This window comes from Paenibacillus sp. y28 (assembly GCF_037137075.1).
GTDB lineage: Bacteria > Bacillota > Bacilli > Paenibacillales > NBRC-103111 > JBBBNV01.
In genome coordinates this window covers 62548-77798 of sequence record NZ_JBBBNV010000012.1, presented here as the reverse complement: position 1 = coordinate 77798, position 15251 = coordinate 62548, and the positions used below count along the sequence as shown (strand labels likewise).

Annotated in this window: 17 protein-coding genes and 1 pseudogene; 3 read left to right on the top strand and 15 right to left on the bottom strand. The window is 55.6% G+C overall.

What is annotated here, in order from left to right; genetic code table 11:
* Positions 1-11: 11 nt before the first annotated feature.
* From WBG83_RS11830 to WBG83_RS11795, 8 genes and pseudogenes are all read right to left on the bottom strand, one after another.
* Positions 12-671, bottom strand: a complete 660-nt coding sequence (locus tag WBG83_RS11830) for a DUF2231 domain-containing protein (protein WP_336745236.1) — start codon at positions 669-671, stop codon at positions 12-14.
* 90 nt (positions 672-761) lie between these two features.
* Complete coding sequence (locus WBG83_RS11825; RefSeq protein WP_336745234.1) at positions 762-1301, bottom strand: DUF1572 family protein; 540 nt, start codon at positions 1299-1301, stop codon at positions 762-764.
* Positions 1302-1402: 101 nt separating this feature from the next.
* Positions 1403-1729 (bottom strand): anti sigma factor C-terminal domain-containing protein, encoded by a 327-nt coding sequence (locus WBG83_RS11820; protein WP_336745233.1) that lies wholly within the window; start codon positions 1727-1729, stop codon positions 1403-1405.
* Entirely contained in the window at positions 1662-2129 is a 468-nt protein-coding gene (locus WBG83_RS11815; RefSeq protein ID WP_336745232.1) for an anti sigma factor C-terminal domain-containing protein, read from the bottom strand. Before WBG83_RS11815 ends, WBG83_RS11820 begins: the two co-directional genes overlap by 68 nt.
* A 61-nt stretch (positions 2130-2190) precedes the next feature.
* Positions 2191-2313, bottom strand: a pseudogene (locus WBG83_RS11810) (sigma factor); the annotation flags it as partial.
* 282 nt (positions 2314-2595) lie between these two features.
* Positions 2596-3210 (bottom strand): VC0807 family protein, encoded by a 615-nt coding sequence (locus tag WBG83_RS11805; RefSeq protein ID WP_336745231.1) that lies wholly within the window; start codon positions 3208-3210, stop codon positions 2596-2598.
* Positions 3211-3418: 208 nt separating this feature from the next.
* On the bottom strand, positions 3419-4600 hold the full coding sequence (locus WBG83_RS11800; protein ID WP_336745229.1) for an NAD(P)/FAD-dependent oxidoreductase: 1182 nt from the start codon (positions 4598-4600) through the stop codon (positions 3419-3421).
* 34 nt (positions 4601-4634) lie between these two features.
* Positions 4635-5060 (bottom strand): DUF1641 domain-containing protein, encoded by a 426-nt coding sequence (locus WBG83_RS11795; RefSeq protein ID WP_336745228.1) that lies wholly within the window; start codon positions 5058-5060, stop codon positions 4635-4637.
* A gap of 567 nt (positions 5061-5627) precedes the next feature.
* On the opposite strand from WBG83_RS11795, the gene WBG83_RS11790 reads away from it, so the two are divergent.
* Positions 5628-6827: an asparaginase gene (locus WBG83_RS11790; RefSeq protein WP_336745227.1), complete on the top strand. Its 1200-nt coding sequence runs from the start codon at positions 5628-5630 to the stop codon at positions 6825-6827.
* Positions 6828-6909: 82 nt separating this feature from the next.
* Here the strand turns inward: WBG83_RS11790 and WBG83_RS11785 are convergent, their stop codons facing one another.
* The 7 genes from WBG83_RS11785 to WBG83_RS11755 form a co-directional block, all read right to left on the bottom strand.
* Positions 6910-7074: a hypothetical protein gene (locus WBG83_RS11785; protein WP_336745226.1), complete on the bottom strand. Its 165-nt coding sequence runs from the start codon at positions 7072-7074 to the stop codon at positions 6910-6912.
* A gap of 26 nt (positions 7075-7100) precedes the next feature.
* The gene (locus tag WBG83_RS11780) at positions 7101-7562 is read right to left on the bottom strand and encodes a hypothetical protein (protein ID WP_336745225.1); all 462 of its coding nucleotides are present in this window, start codon (positions 7560-7562) and stop codon (positions 7101-7103) included.
* Positions 7556-8347, bottom strand: a complete 792-nt coding sequence (locus WBG83_RS11775) for a hypothetical protein (RefSeq protein WP_336745224.1) — start codon at positions 8345-8347, stop codon at positions 7556-7558. Before WBG83_RS11775 ends, WBG83_RS11780 begins: the two co-directional genes overlap by 7 nt.
* Before the next feature lies 1 nt (position 8348).
* Positions 8349-8828, bottom strand: a complete 480-nt coding sequence (locus WBG83_RS11770) for a CBO0543 family protein (protein WP_336745222.1) — start codon at positions 8826-8828, stop codon at positions 8349-8351.
* Positions 8825-9313 carry a CBO0543 family protein gene (locus tag WBG83_RS11765; protein ID WP_336745221.1) on the bottom strand — a complete coding sequence of 163 codons (489 nt, stop codon included), beginning with the start codon at positions 9311-9313 and terminating at the stop codon, positions 8825-8827. Before WBG83_RS11765 ends, WBG83_RS11770 begins: the two co-directional genes overlap by 4 nt.
* Before the next feature lie 234 nt (positions 9314-9547).
* The gene (gene recQ, locus WBG83_RS11760) at positions 9548-11833 is read right to left on the bottom strand and encodes a DNA helicase RecQ (protein WP_336745220.1); all 2286 of its coding nucleotides are present in this window, start codon (positions 11831-11833) and stop codon (positions 9548-9550) included.
* A gap of 24 nt (positions 11834-11857) precedes the next feature.
* Positions 11858-12148 (bottom strand): hypothetical protein, encoded by a 291-nt coding sequence (locus WBG83_RS11755; protein WP_336745219.1) that lies wholly within the window; start codon positions 12146-12148, stop codon positions 11858-11860.
* A gap of 373 nt (positions 12149-12521) precedes the next feature.
* Here WBG83_RS11755 and WBG83_RS11750 point away from each other — a divergent pair, with 373 nt between their 5' ends.
* Positions 12522-13817 (top strand): SHOCT domain-containing protein, encoded by a 1296-nt coding sequence (locus WBG83_RS11750; protein ID WP_336745218.1) that lies wholly within the window; start codon positions 12522-12524, stop codon positions 13815-13817.
* A gap of 404 nt (positions 13818-14221) precedes the next feature.
* Entirely contained in the window at positions 14222-15037 is an 816-nt protein-coding gene (locus tag WBG83_RS11745) for a hypothetical protein (protein ID WP_336745217.1), read from the top strand.
* Positions 15038-15251 lie beyond the last annotated feature (214 nt).

Below are 15251 nucleotides of genomic sequence, written 5' to 3'. Positions count from 1 at the left end.
CGTCGGCTTCCTCAGCTGCCCGGTACAGCCTCCTCCTGCCCGGAGGCAGGAGCTTGTTGCTCTGTATCCGGTGCGGATCGCCCCGTTCCGGACGGGCTCTGGCCCTCCCCGGTCGTTTCCCTTCTTGGACCGGGATTGCCCCGGCCCGGTCCGCCCTCCCCGGGCTCCCGCATCTGCGCTCCGGCTTCCGGGCTCTGCCCGTTCTGCTGCAGGTCCGGGGTCTGACCGCTTGGAGGAGACTCCTTCTTAGACAGCGGGGTCTTATCCCCGGCAGCGTTCGGCTGCCCGATTTGTCCCCCGAGATGGCCTGTATAGGAAACCAGCAGCACCCCCACCAAAGAAGCGATCAAATAGACCGGGGTATTGCCCACCTCCCTGAACCTGCGGAAGCGGTAATACACCCGGGCCAGGCATAACACAAGGAATAAGGCTAATGTCGCCCGGCTAAACAGCATATATGTCGGCCCATCCGGGCTGCGGTCAAGCTCCGGTCCGGCCAGCACGGCCGCCGCCGCACCCAGCGTACCGGCAATCAGACACAGCAAGCCCGCCCGGTGCCACATGCGCTGACTGCGGACCGCTCCCGTAAAATCAAACAGCAGGCTGAATAACAGCAGCGCCGCCGGAATATAAACCACTATGAAATGCCCACTCCCTAACAGGTCGCTCATGGACGCGGCTAATCCTCCTCAGCTTAAAGCTACAGATAGGCAAATGATACCATACCATTCTGAATATTGGCTGAAGATGCCGCGAGGATTTTACCGGGCGGGGGGCTTGAATGCCTTGGATTGTCCCCGGGCGATGCTGAGTGTTTGCCAGCTTGCGCCAGACAAGTGCTTGCACAAGAATACTATTTGCCCCACGTGGTAGCCGTAGTGGGACACCTGCCGCTGAACGGCCTGAATCACGGTGTGGGCTTCCCCGCGAATGGTCACAGTACGCAAAACGTCGCTTGGCTGCAAGCCCTCCAGCGTACAGAATAACGTATTCCATCCTTGCTCCCAGCGGCGCAGCAGCTCCTCCCGGCCCAGATGGCCGGCTTCGAATTCACCGTCGCGGTCACGATCTGCTTTTTCTCCGTCCGTCGTCAAAAAGTCGGTCCAACGGGATAGCATATTTCCATGCATATGCTGAATCAGCACTTCAAGCGAGTTGGACGCTTCGTCCAGCGCAAGCCGGAATTGCTCCTCCGCCAGCTGTGCCATCGCCTTGTCCGCCAGCTTTTTCATGCTCCGAAACGCCTGAATGCTTTCCTGGATGAAATGGGCGGCCACTTCAAATTGCTGTTCCTGGCTCACTGTACATCCCCCAATCCAAAAGAATAATTCTTGCTACTCTTCTACTGTAACTCCCGGCAGGGGGAATGACCATTCGAACGTTTTTATCGCCGTGATAAGTCTCAATTCAGCCAGTTCCACAGCCGGACCTCACCCACCCCGATGCCAGCGACCCACGGCTCCTCCCGCAGCTTCAAAATTTCTTTGGTCGGGCCGGTCACCACCACGCCAAGCAGCCGAACACCGTTCGCTTCCACATAAGGGATCACCTCGTCCAGCCTCAGCCAAGGCGCGACCTCCCGCGTCAGGGCTGGATATTGTTGCATGATAGCGAGGGTGTCCTTGAAATTCCGGCTCCGCAGCTCCTCATCGCCATATGCCTCAACTTTCGGCGAAACGGCGGACCTGCATATCTTGATGATGCCAGATTGGATAAGCCGGGAAGCCAACCGGGTGATATACAATCTCCACGTCTTTTTCGTCCTGCAGCCCGGTATCCACCGCGAACCAGACCGGCGACATCGGCTTATTTTCCAGCTGCTTCAGCAGTTCCCCGGTGCCGAACAGCCGGTTCAAGGATACGTACGCTTCCGCCACCGTCCCCTCCGGCAGCTTCTCCAGCTGCGCCCAGGCTTGACTGCTATCCAATCGGGCTGATCCCGGCCGATGGAAGTACGGCACCTGAATGTCCGTGGTCCACGAGATTCGCTCCAGGCCTGGTCTGGACAGGAGAAGGCCAAGCGAATATTGGCCGACCGTTTCATGCCGATCCCCGATTTTCTTCTTTAATGGCCCCGATAAAGCCGCTGTGAAAAAGGCCTTGCCCTGTCCGCTCAAATGCATCTCCATGTTCGGCCTCGTGACAGCAAGGGCGGAGCCCACGACATCCTGGTACATTTGCATCCGGTCCCCGGTAAAAGGTTTCCTGCATCAAATCCTCCGCCGCATGATGATCACGGCACAGGGAACGCAGGTACCGGTATATATCCTTCATGTACCGTTCATAAATGGCATCCAGGCTGCTTGCTTTCATTCCCCTCCCCCTCGTACCATCCACGTTTCGTCTCGTGAGAAGTTACATCCTTGCCAAATATTACGGATCGGGTTGGCTTGCGTAAAAAAAGCCCGTCCCGGGCCGCTTCAAGTTCGACGCCGGACAGGCTTCTTCACTTCCATCCTACAATGCTCCACTTCTCCAAACAGTAATAAGGCATCTGCGAGACAGGAACGGAAATCGCTTCGCTGCTCGTAACCGGACCGCTCATCCAGGGCCAAGGCCGCTTCATTAGTGGAGAACACATCCATACAGATGCGGCTAGGCGTTCTTCATCTTGAGCTCGGCCAATATCCGGGAGCTTCGCTTCCGGTACAGCGCTGTCCACAGCAGAGCGGCACCGATAAAGCCGTACAGAACCACGTTGGACAGAGCCAAAAATTGCGAGGTCGACAGCCGGTATACCAGCATCGTCCGGACGATGGCCTCCAGCAGCAAATCCAGCCCCCATACAAGTGTCATCAAACGCATCACAAACCGGAAATACGGGTAGCTCCAATTATCCGCAAAGCCCTCCTTACGCAAAAACCGGTTAGCCAAATAATAGATGACCGGCCGTTTAAACAATAAGGAAGCTAGAAAAATAATGCCCACCGAGCCGGTAATGAACGATTCCCGCACAAGCAGCAGCCTTTCACTGCCGCCCATGCCGGCCAGCACAAGAGCGAAGATAAATGTGAAAAGCATGATCGAGCCGAAGGCATCCAGCTTCCTGTGCTTGCAGAGGTGGATTAAGTTTTCTGCCAATGGAACCAATGTGGCCGCACACAATGCCGCCATACTGCTCATCACGCCCGATAGCAGCTCGTAAATCCCCCATGGCACAAGCCCGTTGATAAGCAGTGTAACCGCCACATACATGCGTGTAGACATCATGATGTTCCTCCCCGGATGTTGACCGAACTATTCTTCCCGGCGTGCTATGTCACCTGGATACTATAGCTCTATTCTAAAGACCGACCGTCGGTTTGTCAATTTGTATGCTTTTCCCCTTACGTCCTGTAGCTCACCCCCCTGCGAGCCTGGAAAAAAAGAGCTACCCGCCGGCAAAGCCTGCCGCGGATAGCCCTCTTCCTTGATTAATCTAGTATGCCAAAGCAAAAAGCCCTTTAATGTGGGACAAGTAACGAATGTTGCTTGCCTCTTTCATCAATGTTGCCGGCGTGCCTTGAAGCTGGGTTTGCTTGCCGCCGATCATGCCGATCGCGTCTTTGCGTCCCAAGCTGCCAAGCGTACCGGAGAACACGGGATTGAAGGTATTCATTTTGGAGCCGTTGAAGTAAGCGAACAGGTTGTAGCCGACTGTTTCGCCCATTTGCCATGCCAGCTGTGCTGTCGGCGGGTACGGACGAGCGCCCTCGCCCGGAATAACAACCGCGCTGTCGCCGGCAAGGAAAACATCCTTATGAGAAGTGGATTGCAGCACATCCGTTACGCTTGCGCGGCCACGGTTAACCTCGATACCGCAGTTCGCTACAACCGCATTGCCGCCAACCCCGCCCGTCCAAACGAGGGTGTTGGTATCGATTGTCCGGCCATCCTTCAGGGATACCGCTGTTTTGCTCATTTCGGTGATCGCTACGCCAACGATAAATTGTACGCCGCGTTTCTCCAGGCTTGCGTATGCGCGGTCAACCAGGTTTTGCGGAAAGCCGGCCAAGATCGAAGGACCTGCTTCAACACAGTACAAGGAGATATCGTTATAATCGATGCCTTTGCTGCGGCACAGCTCAGGAAGCTTGTCGGCGAATTCGCCCACGAGCTCGATTCCGGTCAAGCCGCCGCCGCCGACAACGATGGTTGCGTCCGCTTTGTTGCCAGATTGCTTGTAAGCATCCAGACGCGCTTCCACGTGCTCACGAATGCGGTTAGCGTCATTGACGGATTTCAGGATGAAGCTGTTTTCTTCAAGTCCCGGAATGCCGAAATATGCCGTTTCACTGCCAAGCGCTACAACCAGCGCATCATATGTGAATGTCGTGCCGCCGGCCAGAACAACCTTTTTATCATCCGGTTTAATTTCTGTAACGCTGTCGATAACCAGGTTGACATCTTTGCCGCGAAGAAGCTTCTCAAGCGGAAGCGAAACTGCCTTCTCGGCGATGCTGCCTGCTGCAAGACGGTGCAGCTCGGTAATAATTTGGTGTGTCGGGAAGCGGTTGACAACCGTAATGGTCGCATCGGCAGCCGACAGGTATTGGCGTGCAGTCAGCGCTGTCAGCAAGCCGCCGTAGCCGCCGCCCAATATTAAAATATGTTTCGACATATCCATCCTCCGTTCTAATACCGCTTAATGGGAATTACCGTTGTTGCTTCTCGGCCATCACACTCAGGAATGCTTGCGCAAAACGGAGCGTTTTTTGGACTTGCGGATCCTTCAGCATTTTGAGAATGCCGAACAGACCGACAGTTGCTGTTTCCGCTTGAGCGCGATCGCCCGCTTCGATAGCCGCTGCAGCAATGCCTTTGGCTTTTTCCGAAACCGGTTTGACGAATTCCTCGATGCCGTGCTTGAAATCATCAATCAGAACATGGTCAGTCGCCACGCTTTGTGCGAAATCGTAAGCCTTCGTCAAGACGGTTACCATCTCGGCCAGCTTCGGCAGATTCTCCACCAGAACGGTCAAAGATTGTTGAACCTCCGGCTGCATCAGTTGATCAAGCACATCCAATGATTGGCGTTCTTCCAACTCAGCACCTGTATTCACTTCAGATGTTTGTAGCATAAGAGAACGTCCTCCTTTACCTGAAAATAAAAGTCGGTTACTTCGTCGAATCCTGTCCATTTGAAAGCCATTATCAACAACAAGCAGGTTGTAATATTTTTCACATTAGTTGACGCTGCTTCTTCATTGCCTGGTCATGTTGGCAGGTCGAGCCTAACCCTGTACGGTCTATTTTACACCCTTTTACGAAAACGTGAAAATAAACTTTTTTACAGTTGTGTACATTTTGTGAGCAAATGTCAAGATCCGCTCATTTTTTGTTCAAAAAGAAGAGATAAAGTCTATTTTTGTCAAATTTCGAAGGGATTTATGAACCAGCATTTTCAAATGTTAAGTAATATAACACAAATGACATCGATATGTTACAAAAAAACGTTCTATATCATCTCCTCACACTAAAATCGCGTTTCAATAAAATTAGATTTCAATAGTAATGTAGAGATATATGAAGAAATCCTCTTATGTAAACGTTTTTTAGAGCGACATTTTTATTTGTAATATTATCTAACATAATTTACGATTTTCTTGTCACGAACTACATAATCACATCACAGGAGGTCACTATTCATGACAATTCTCAACCAAGAAAGGCTCTCTAAGGCTTTGCTGATTCCCTTCCTGACCATCGCATTACTTTGGATGAACGCAGCCATGGCCTTCGCCGACACCGAAACCGCCAGCACAGAAAAAACGATTTTCCCAATCCCGGCCTTATCCGAGGAATTCAAGGAATCCCCGCTTCCTAACGTCATCGTTATCGCCACAGGCGGAACATTGGCAGGCAAAGCTGCCGATGAAACCAGCTTTCAAAATTATAAAGCCGGGACCTACTTAATGGACGATTTGATCCGCCAATTGCCGAATAAGCAAAAAATCGCCGATGTCACCACGTATCAATTCGGCAATAAAGGGTCCGGCGGTTATACGATTGCCGACCTGTACGATTTATCGCTGTCCGTGGATCAGGCGCTTGAGGTGTATGACAGCGTCGTAGTTACAACCGGAACCGATACAATGGAAGAGATTGCTTATTTCCTTGACCTGACGGTCCGCAGCAGCAAGCCGGTCGTCATCACAGGCGCTATGCGTCCTTGGGATGTAATCGGTACGGATGCCCCGGCCAACCTGTACAACGCCATCAAGCTGGCCGGCAGCAAAAAAACGGAATACTTCGGTACCGTTCTGATGCTGAACGACGTAATTCACGCTGCAAGAGACGTCACCAAATCCAATTCCCACCGGATGGACACCTTCGAAACCCCGATGATGGGTGCGCTTGGCTACATTGACGAGAACAATATCCGCATTTACCGCAGCAATGCCCGCGCTCTGAAGGCTGGCACAGCAGAATGGGCAACACCGTTTGATTTGAAAACTATTTCGAAGGAAGACCTGCCTATGGTCGAAATCGCGTATAACTATCAAGCAGCCGGCGGCGGCGCAATCCGCGGATTTGTAGCCGACGGCGCGAAAGGCATTGTTACCGCGGGAACCGGCGCAGGCGGCATCTCCTCGCAGATGAGCGCAGCACGTGAAGAAGCCATTAAACAGGGCGTTATCTTCGTGACCACGACACGAACCGGATCAGGCACCATGTATCCCGGCAGCAACGAAAGCATTATCGCCGGCGACAGCCTGAACCCGCAGCACGCCCGCATCATGCTTCTGCTATCCTTGGCCTTCACCAGCGACAAAGCAACCGTCAAAGACTGGTTCGCAACGTACGGCACACAGGATGTGAAGGTAGTAGCTCCGGCTGCACAATAAGCAGTATTCCAGTATCCCCCGCAGCCTCCCCGTCTATTCAGGCTTTGACAGCATCCTCTGCTCCCGGCAGAGGATGCCTTTTTCATGAACGGCCGGCGCTGCTTGAACAGCCTTTGGCGGCGGCTTGCCCGAACGTCTGCAAGATGCAGCGATGCGGGCAAGCCGGACTGCTGCCCATACGGGCCGCCGCCCTTTCCGCTACCGCGCGAAGCGCGCGGCGCGGGGCCGCATGACGGTCGTCAGCCACTATTCCCGGAATCCTCCGCAGCCCGGCTACAGATCCGCTTTTCCTACCGACAATGCCTGATACTTCCACAGCACTTTGCGTATGTCATCGAACCGGCTGTCATGACAGCGAATGATCACAAGCAGCTCCGGCAGCCGTTCTTTTTTTCGAATCAGCTGGCCGAAGTACCGGGATTGTATGACCCGAATCAGGACATACCCCACCATAAAGCCGCCCAAGGCCGTAATAATCCCCCAAATTATAGGTCCCCAATGCAGAACAAATCCGTAGCTGATCCCAATGACAGAGCTGGCCGTAGCCAGAGCCATGCCAACCTCAAAGGCCAACGTCTCCTTATTGGGCTGACGAATCGCCGTTTTGTCGAAGTGTTCTTCGTGATTGGCCATGGAAACTGTCATGATGGAGCGCCGCTCAATGCCCATCTGCTCCAGAAGCGCTAGCGCCTGCTCCACCTCGACACTGTATTCAAAGGTGCCTATCACTACCATCGCCCTTCGTCCTCCTTCGGAAAATGAAGCGGAAATGCCGGATACCGCTCCTGAAAATATTGCGTCTGCTCCTCCCGGAACATCCGGTTATAGTCGCGTGAGGCGGTGTACGCATCGCACACGGAGCCTCCGATTACCGAGGGCATAAAAAGCAGCCAATGCGGATTCAGCACAGCAGCAGACTCGCCCAGACGCCCCTGAATAAGTAAAAGAAAGGATTCATGGGAACGAGACAAGCTCATATACACGAGCCACCAGAACAACCCGTAGAAGCCCAGGGAAAGGCGATTCAAATAAAGCTGCCCGACCCCTGGAAACATCAGGGAGCAGAAGCTGCCGATCCATGGCCGTTTTTTGCTCAAATACACGATATTAAACGGGCGGATGACAAACGGCACCATGCGGGCAGCCTCCATCTCCGCCAAATGGTACTGCTGGTTGGACTCCACCGCATACCTGTAGCTGTCGCATATGGCAAACAGGTATATAATGACATAACCGAACAGCCACCGGGGGTCCAGCACCTGCTTGGCCAGCTCGAATTGACCGCAGAAGGAATACACCATCGCCTCGTTGATATGGGCCATCGTATTAATGACGACCTCCCAGAAGCACAACAAAAAGCCGCGAATGTAGTGATGCAGCAGGAAATGACCGAAGCCGGGAAAGGCGGCTGACCACCAGGCGACCATAAACGGATTTTGCCAGCGAAGATAGGTCATGCCGTCGCTGCTCATAAGAAACCGCGATCTGCGCGGCGCGTTTGCTTGCTTCGCCTGATCCATACTAAACCAGCCTCCTCACCCTGCCTGTGACGAACCAGTCAAAAAACCATAACGAAAGCTGCAGCGTAAATGCCACGCTGACTGCCGTGGCCGCCCAGGACCAGTGAACATACACGATAAGCTGCGTATACCTTTTAATGAGGAGCTCCCCGATCGTCAGCGCGCTTGTATAAGCTGCTAAGTAGCTTACGCGGAGCCACACGGGCTTTCGGGCCGGATAGTGAAGGTTATAGAGCGCACTAACCGTCGGCAGAGCCATGAACTCGTAGGTGAAGCTCGTGCTGAACGCCTCCGCCAAGAAACGGGCCGGGTACCGGAGAAGCCCAAGCTGCACAGCAACCAGCCCTAGCAGCCAGGAGGGCATCTGCATGAACAGAAACGAGAGCAACGCCTCCCTCGCCTTGTTCCGCAGGACAACAAGCCCTAGCAGCACCACACACAGCACCCAAACGGAGCCTTCGATGACGGTATTCACATTCACCAGACATCACCGCCAGGGACCGGGTAGGGCTTGCGAAAAAACCACAGCGTAAACCACCGGCATACGGGCAGCGTCACGAGGGAAAACACAAAATAATGCGCCGCATTCCAGTGATCAAATCGAAGCAAATCTGTAAAGGCATCCATGCAGAACGTAAGCAGGGCCACGACTCCCGAATACGCACAGGTACAGAGAAAGCGCTTGAAGCGTCCCATCGGGAAGTGAATGTAATACAGCGCAGACAGCGCCGGAAAAATGAAGTAGGCCGTCATCACATTTTGGTGCGTTGCGGCGGGAAACAGGCGCACAGGCGCACTGATCAAATGGGCATTATAAATCAGCCCGCCCGCACTCCAGGCGATCACTTGCGTGAATAAAAAGCTTACCCACGCCTCCCGTATCCGCTGACGCGGGACAAATCTCCATAGCAGCGCCGAAACAAGTCCACAGGATACGATATTCCACCACAAATTCACACCGGACATCGGATTCCCCCCCATTTTTGTTTATGGTTTCCACCAATAGGGGAGTTATGCATCCATCATGCCTGACCACTTTACGATTCAGCAGCTCCGTTGGTATTTTCATATAAAAAAAATCCCTCCGCACTCCGCCGCGGGCCTCCATGCTGGTTGGCAAGGCCGTGCGGCGGGTGCAAGGGATATGATGATATCGAAGCTGATTGGGCAATCCAGATTGACGCTAATGAAGAAAAAGGGTTAGACCGGGTTTTTCATTAGAACCGCCTTGATGACGAAATAGTCCACATCGGCCCCGGGAGCCAGCGCTTCCTTGATAGGCCTCAGCTTGTCCCGTCCCGCCTGCCGAACCGCCTCCAGCACCAGTTCCTCCTGGCCGTGCGGAATGATGCGGGACCACTCCAGCGGCTTGCCCTCCGAAGCGGCGCGCAGGACATGCTCCTGCACCGTAACCAGCGTCAAGCCCCTGGCGGCAGCGACAGCTTCGAGGTCCGCGCCTTCCGCATAAAGCCGGTATGTCTGCAGATGGCTCGATTCCTCGCCGGACCGGCTTGCTGCAGGCGCAGCGAAGACGCCGCCGGAAGCCCCCTGCTCCCGCTGCGAAATTGCCGCTTCCGCCAGCAGAGCCGAATTCCGCGTTCCGGCTAACACGGGATGCTCTCCGTCCGGCAGCGGCGCCTCATACACAGGGAGTCCGCCGCTTTCCTCCATACCCGGGCGCGGATAGCCCTGCTCCGCCGCGGCCTGCTGCAGCAGCGCCAGGAATCGGGCGCCGTATTTGCGGAATTTGGCTTCCCCGACGCCCTTGACAGTCAGCAGCTCCGCCGCCGTCTGGGGGAGCGCCTCGCTCATCTCGCGGAGCGTGCTGTCTGCAAAAATGACATAAGGCGGGACACGCTCCTGCTCCGCCAGCTCCTTCCGCAGCCCGCGCAGCAGCTCGAACACGGCCGCTCCCGCTGCGCCGAGCGCGCTGCTGGGCGCGGCTTTGCGTTTCGGCACGCGGCGAAGCACCTGCTCCTCGCCCTTGAGCACCCGCAGCGCCTTCTGCTGGAGCCGCACGACCGGGTATTGCCCTTCGGACAAGGCCAAATAACCGTCAGCCACCAGCCCCTGCAGCAGCAGGGCGATTTCTTTTTCCCCATATTCGCTCATCACGCCGTAGGTCGACAGCCGGTCCAGCCGCAGCTCTAGAATGCGCTTGTTTTTGGAGCCGCGCAGCACCTGTGCCACAAGGGTGGTTCCGAATCGCTCCTGCATGCGGTATATGCAGGAAAATATTTTTTGCGCTTCAATTGTAATATCTGTTTCATCGCTTTCATCCGTACAGCTGCTGCACTTGCCGCAGGTCGGACGTCCGGTCGGGTCCTCCCCGAAATAGGTCAAAATCGCATGGCCCAGACACTGCTGCGTATGACAGTAATCAATCATATCCTGCAGCTTGCGGTATTCCATGGCTTTGCGATCCGGAGAAGACACAGACTGCTCGATAAGAAACTTCTGGGTCATCACGTCCTGCGGCGCGTACAGGAGCGCGCATTCGCTCTGCTCCCCGTCCCGCCCGGCACGGCCCGCCTCCTGGTAGTACGCCTCCATATTGCGCGGCATGCTGTAGTGGAGCACATACCTCACGTTGGACTTATCAATCCCCATTCCGAATGCATTGGTCGCCACCATCACCCGCACATCGTCGTACAAGAACGCTTCCTGGCTCTCCGCCCGGACCTCGTCCGTCAGCCCGCCGTGATATTTGCCCGCCGCGAACCCCTTGCTGCAGAGCAGCTCCTCCAAATCCTCCACCTCGCGGCGCGTGGCCGCATAGACAATCCCCGATTGCTCCCGGCGCGCAGCGATATAATCAAGCAGAAACTGCTTCTTCGATTCCCCGCGGATGACGGACAAGGCCAGATTATCGCGTCCGAAGCCGGTCACGACGATTTCGGGCTCCTGCATCGTAAGCAGCCGCACGATGTCATGCTTTACTTCCTCGGTCGCCGTCGCCGTGAACGCGGCAATAATCGGCCGCCTCGGCATACGCTGCAGCATGCGGGCCACCTGCACATAGCTGGGCCGGAAATCATGTCCCCACTGGGAGACGCAGTGCGCTTCGTCTACCGCCACGAGCGGCACCTGAAGCGTCTGCAGCAGAGCGTCAAAGCTGTCCGTCTCCAGCCGCTCCGGCGCAATATAGAGCAGCTTGTAGCCTCCATTTGCCGCTTCGCGCAGCCGGTCTCTGGTCTCCGCAGCCCCAAGGGAGCTGTTAATGAATGCCGCCGGGATGCCGAGCTCATTTAAATGATCCACCTGATCCTTCATCAGCGAGATCAGCGGCGAAATGACCAGAGTCGTCCCCGGAAGCAGCATCGCCGGCACCTGAAAGCCAATGGATTTGCCCCCGCCGGTCGGCATAATTCCCAGCGTATCCCGTCCCTCCAGAACCGCCCCGATAATCTGCTCCTGCCCCTGGCGGAACGCCGGGTAGCCGTAATATTTTCGCAATACTTGTACTGCATCCTGCATTCTCGCCATCGTATCCCCCATGACCAGTCCCCGTCACACCAGACGGACTACATGCACAACTCCGCCATCCATGACTTTAATGACATGATTCGCAGCGTCATGCGTAATCGTCGCCTGCCCGATCTCGATTTCCTTATCCGTGCCCAAGGCGTAGAACAGATCGTCCGCCATCGTCTCCACACAGCCGGCACGCTCCTCCTCATCCAATCCGGCCCATTCCTCTTCGGTCATGTCCAGGAAATCGCGGCAATCCTCCAGCTTTAGCAGCACCGCCGTCAAATCCTTCAATATATCCTCATACTCTCTCCCAAACTTCACGCCCATTGTATCCACTCCTCAGTTAAAGATCCGCCAAGCCGCAGCTATACGCCCATCGAAGCCGGCGCCACCGCGCAGTTTACTTACCATCTTATCCGAACCGTGCGCAAAAAGAAACTCTGTACGCCCGGGTCCACGAAATAATCGGAGTCCCGCCGCACGCCAATCAGGAGTTGCCTGCCGGCCGTTCGCCTGTGGTTTTTGTGGCGCCGTCTTCGCGCCGGGAGATGTACAAGCCGCCACCACCCTTTTACATAATTGCCCATAATCCTCCGATAGTTTCACCACATTGTTCCAGTATAACTAAAGTGCGGGCTGCCGCTTGGAGAACCGCATGTAACAGGGAATGAAACGATGACATCTTAATTAGGAGGAATCCATGATGAAACGACTTCGAAAAACACTGCTACCCGCCACTCTGGCTCTAGCTCTCGTTATTCCGCAAGCGGCGATGGCCGCGGATACAACCAATTCCGCAAGCACGGCAGCAAGCACAGAGCGGCCAGCCCCTGCCTCGTTCCAGCCAAAAGGCAAAGCCTTCGGCAGCTCAGCTCTGAGCACGGACTACATCGAGCAGCTGGTCAATACATATGCTCCGGATTCCCTTGCTGATTGGACCACGGTGCTGGAAAAGCGCGAAAGCCTGAAAACCGAAATCAAAACGGTTACGAGCGGCCTTCATAACAATAATCCTTTTGCCGGTACCGGGGCGCAGGCCGAGCTGACCGACGAGCAAAAGGCCGAGCGGGATGCCCAAAAAGCCCAGCTCGCCGAACTGAAAGCGCAGCTGGACGCCGGGACCATCACCAAGGACGAGTACCTCGCCCAGCTGAAGGCGCTGCTGCCAGATCATGACGGCGCGAATTCCAGCCGCGCGGCTGCCGAGCTGACCGACGAGCAAAAGGCCGAGCGCGATGCCCAAAAAGCCCAGCTCGCCGAACTGAAAGCGCAGCTGGACGCCGGGACCATCACCAAGGACGAGTACCTCGCCCAGCTGAAGGCGCTGCTGCCAGATCATGACGGCGCGAATTCCAGCCGCGCGGCTGCCGAGCTGACCGACGAGCAAAAGGCCGAGCGCGATGCCCAAAAAGCCCAGCTCGCCGAGCTGAAAGCGCAGCTGGACGCCGGAGCCATCACCAAGGACGAGTACCTCGCCCAGCTGAAGGCGCTCGGTCTGGATCGTAACGTATTCGGCGGATCCGAAAGAAGCAATGAAACCACCGGATGGGAAGATCGCGCCCAGGGGCAAAAGGACAGCGGCAGCCGCGGCGGGCCAAAACAAGCTGTTGGCGGGCCGCGTGGTCCAGGAGGACACCCAGGCAGCCGCGAACAAGCACAGGGGCAGGACGCACTTGCAGGCAAAGGCGGAAACGGACTGCAGGGGCCGCGCGGCGGACAGCACCCTAACGCGACTCAGGCAAGCACAAACAGCACCGAGGCGAACACCTCTGAGTCCGTCACCACGGACGAGACAACCGAGACGGACACGGAGCTTCCTTCACTCTCCGTCCAAGAGCAGCTGTACGAGGCGATTCAAAACGAAGATAGCGAGCTGATCGAGACGCTGCTGCCTCTTTTGCTGGAAGAATATAAAAACGGCAACACCTCTCTTCAGGATACAATCGACGAGCTTGCCGCTCTGGCAGCGTCAACCGATTCTACAGAGGAGGAATAAGCTTCACCCTCGTTGAACGCGATTCCGTACCGGCTGATTGGTTCCCATGAATCAATTCGGTGAGCAGGCGCGCGGCGAAACACGTGTTGATTCATTTTTCATATCACCGGCCTTGAACCGCTGCTTGGCGGGAGGCCGGCTTTTTATATGATTGTCTCCATCATTCAACATATTGTCCCATATTCCTCCGATATTTGTGCCATATTCCCCCCGTATAGTTGTACCTGTAAGACGAAATGCCAAGCGAACGGCCTCCAGCGCCATACCCGCACGGAGCCCTTCCACGCGGGCAGGAACAAGAACCCTGCATCATCACAAGACGCAGAGCAATAGGTGTTCTTATTACGAGTCAGCCCGCCGCTTCGTCTGTACCCAATAACCGATATCCCGAGGAGGAATATGCTATGAAATCCTGGAAAAAATCCCTTATCCCTGCCGCGCTTGCACTTGCCATCGCTGTTCCGGCCGCCGCCTTTGCCGCTGATACCACCACTACGACCACCGACCCGGCCGCGCAGACCCAGCTTCAGCAGCCGTTCAATCAGGGCGGACGGGGAGGCTCGCCAGGCTTCAGCGGCATGGAGCACCGCGGCGGCATGAGCTTCGGCCAAAACAGCGTTCATCAATCGATGTACCTGAGCCTGCTTGCTCAGAAATACGAACCGGCTTCGCAGGATGAGTGGGAAAGCGCCCTGGCTGAGCGCAGCAGCCTGCAGGAGCAGCTGAAGGCGGTGCTGCCGTCCCGGGAAAATAGAAAAGACGACCGTGAAGGCGGACAAGCACTGACCGACGAGCAGAAAACAGAAATGAAGCAGCAAATGGAACAAAAACGCCAGCAAGCCGATGACCTGAAAACGCAGCTGGAGAGCGGCGCCATTACACAGGAGGAGTATGACGCGCAGCTGAAGGAGCTTGGTCTTGTCGGCGGCAAGCCCGGACATGACCGCGGCGGCTTCGGCGGCGACAGCCAGGGCCAGCCGGGCCAAGCGGCCGACGGGACCCAAGCCGTGAACGGCGATACTGCCGATATTGACGCCCAAAAAGCGCTGCAGGAGCAATTCAATGCAGCCATCGAAAGCGGCGATGCCACGCAAATCGCAGCCGTTCTGCCGCAGCTTTTGGATGAGATCAAGAAAGAGAACACCCAGCTGGCTCAAAAAATAGAGGCCTTAAAAAACGCTTCTGACGCAAGCGGGGCTGACGCGACTGTAACCGAGTAAGCCCGTTTCTCATCACTCCACCTTCTTTTATAGAAGCCCATCCGCTATTCTTGTGAGCAGCGGACGGGCTTTTTTTACGGGTGGCGTCATAGGCCTATCCCACAATTGCCCATATTTTTATGATATTTATGCCACATTCCGCCGTTATAGTTATACCTGTAAGACACAACTGAAGCTTAAATCACACGCTGCTTCACCCAAATACACTATTCAC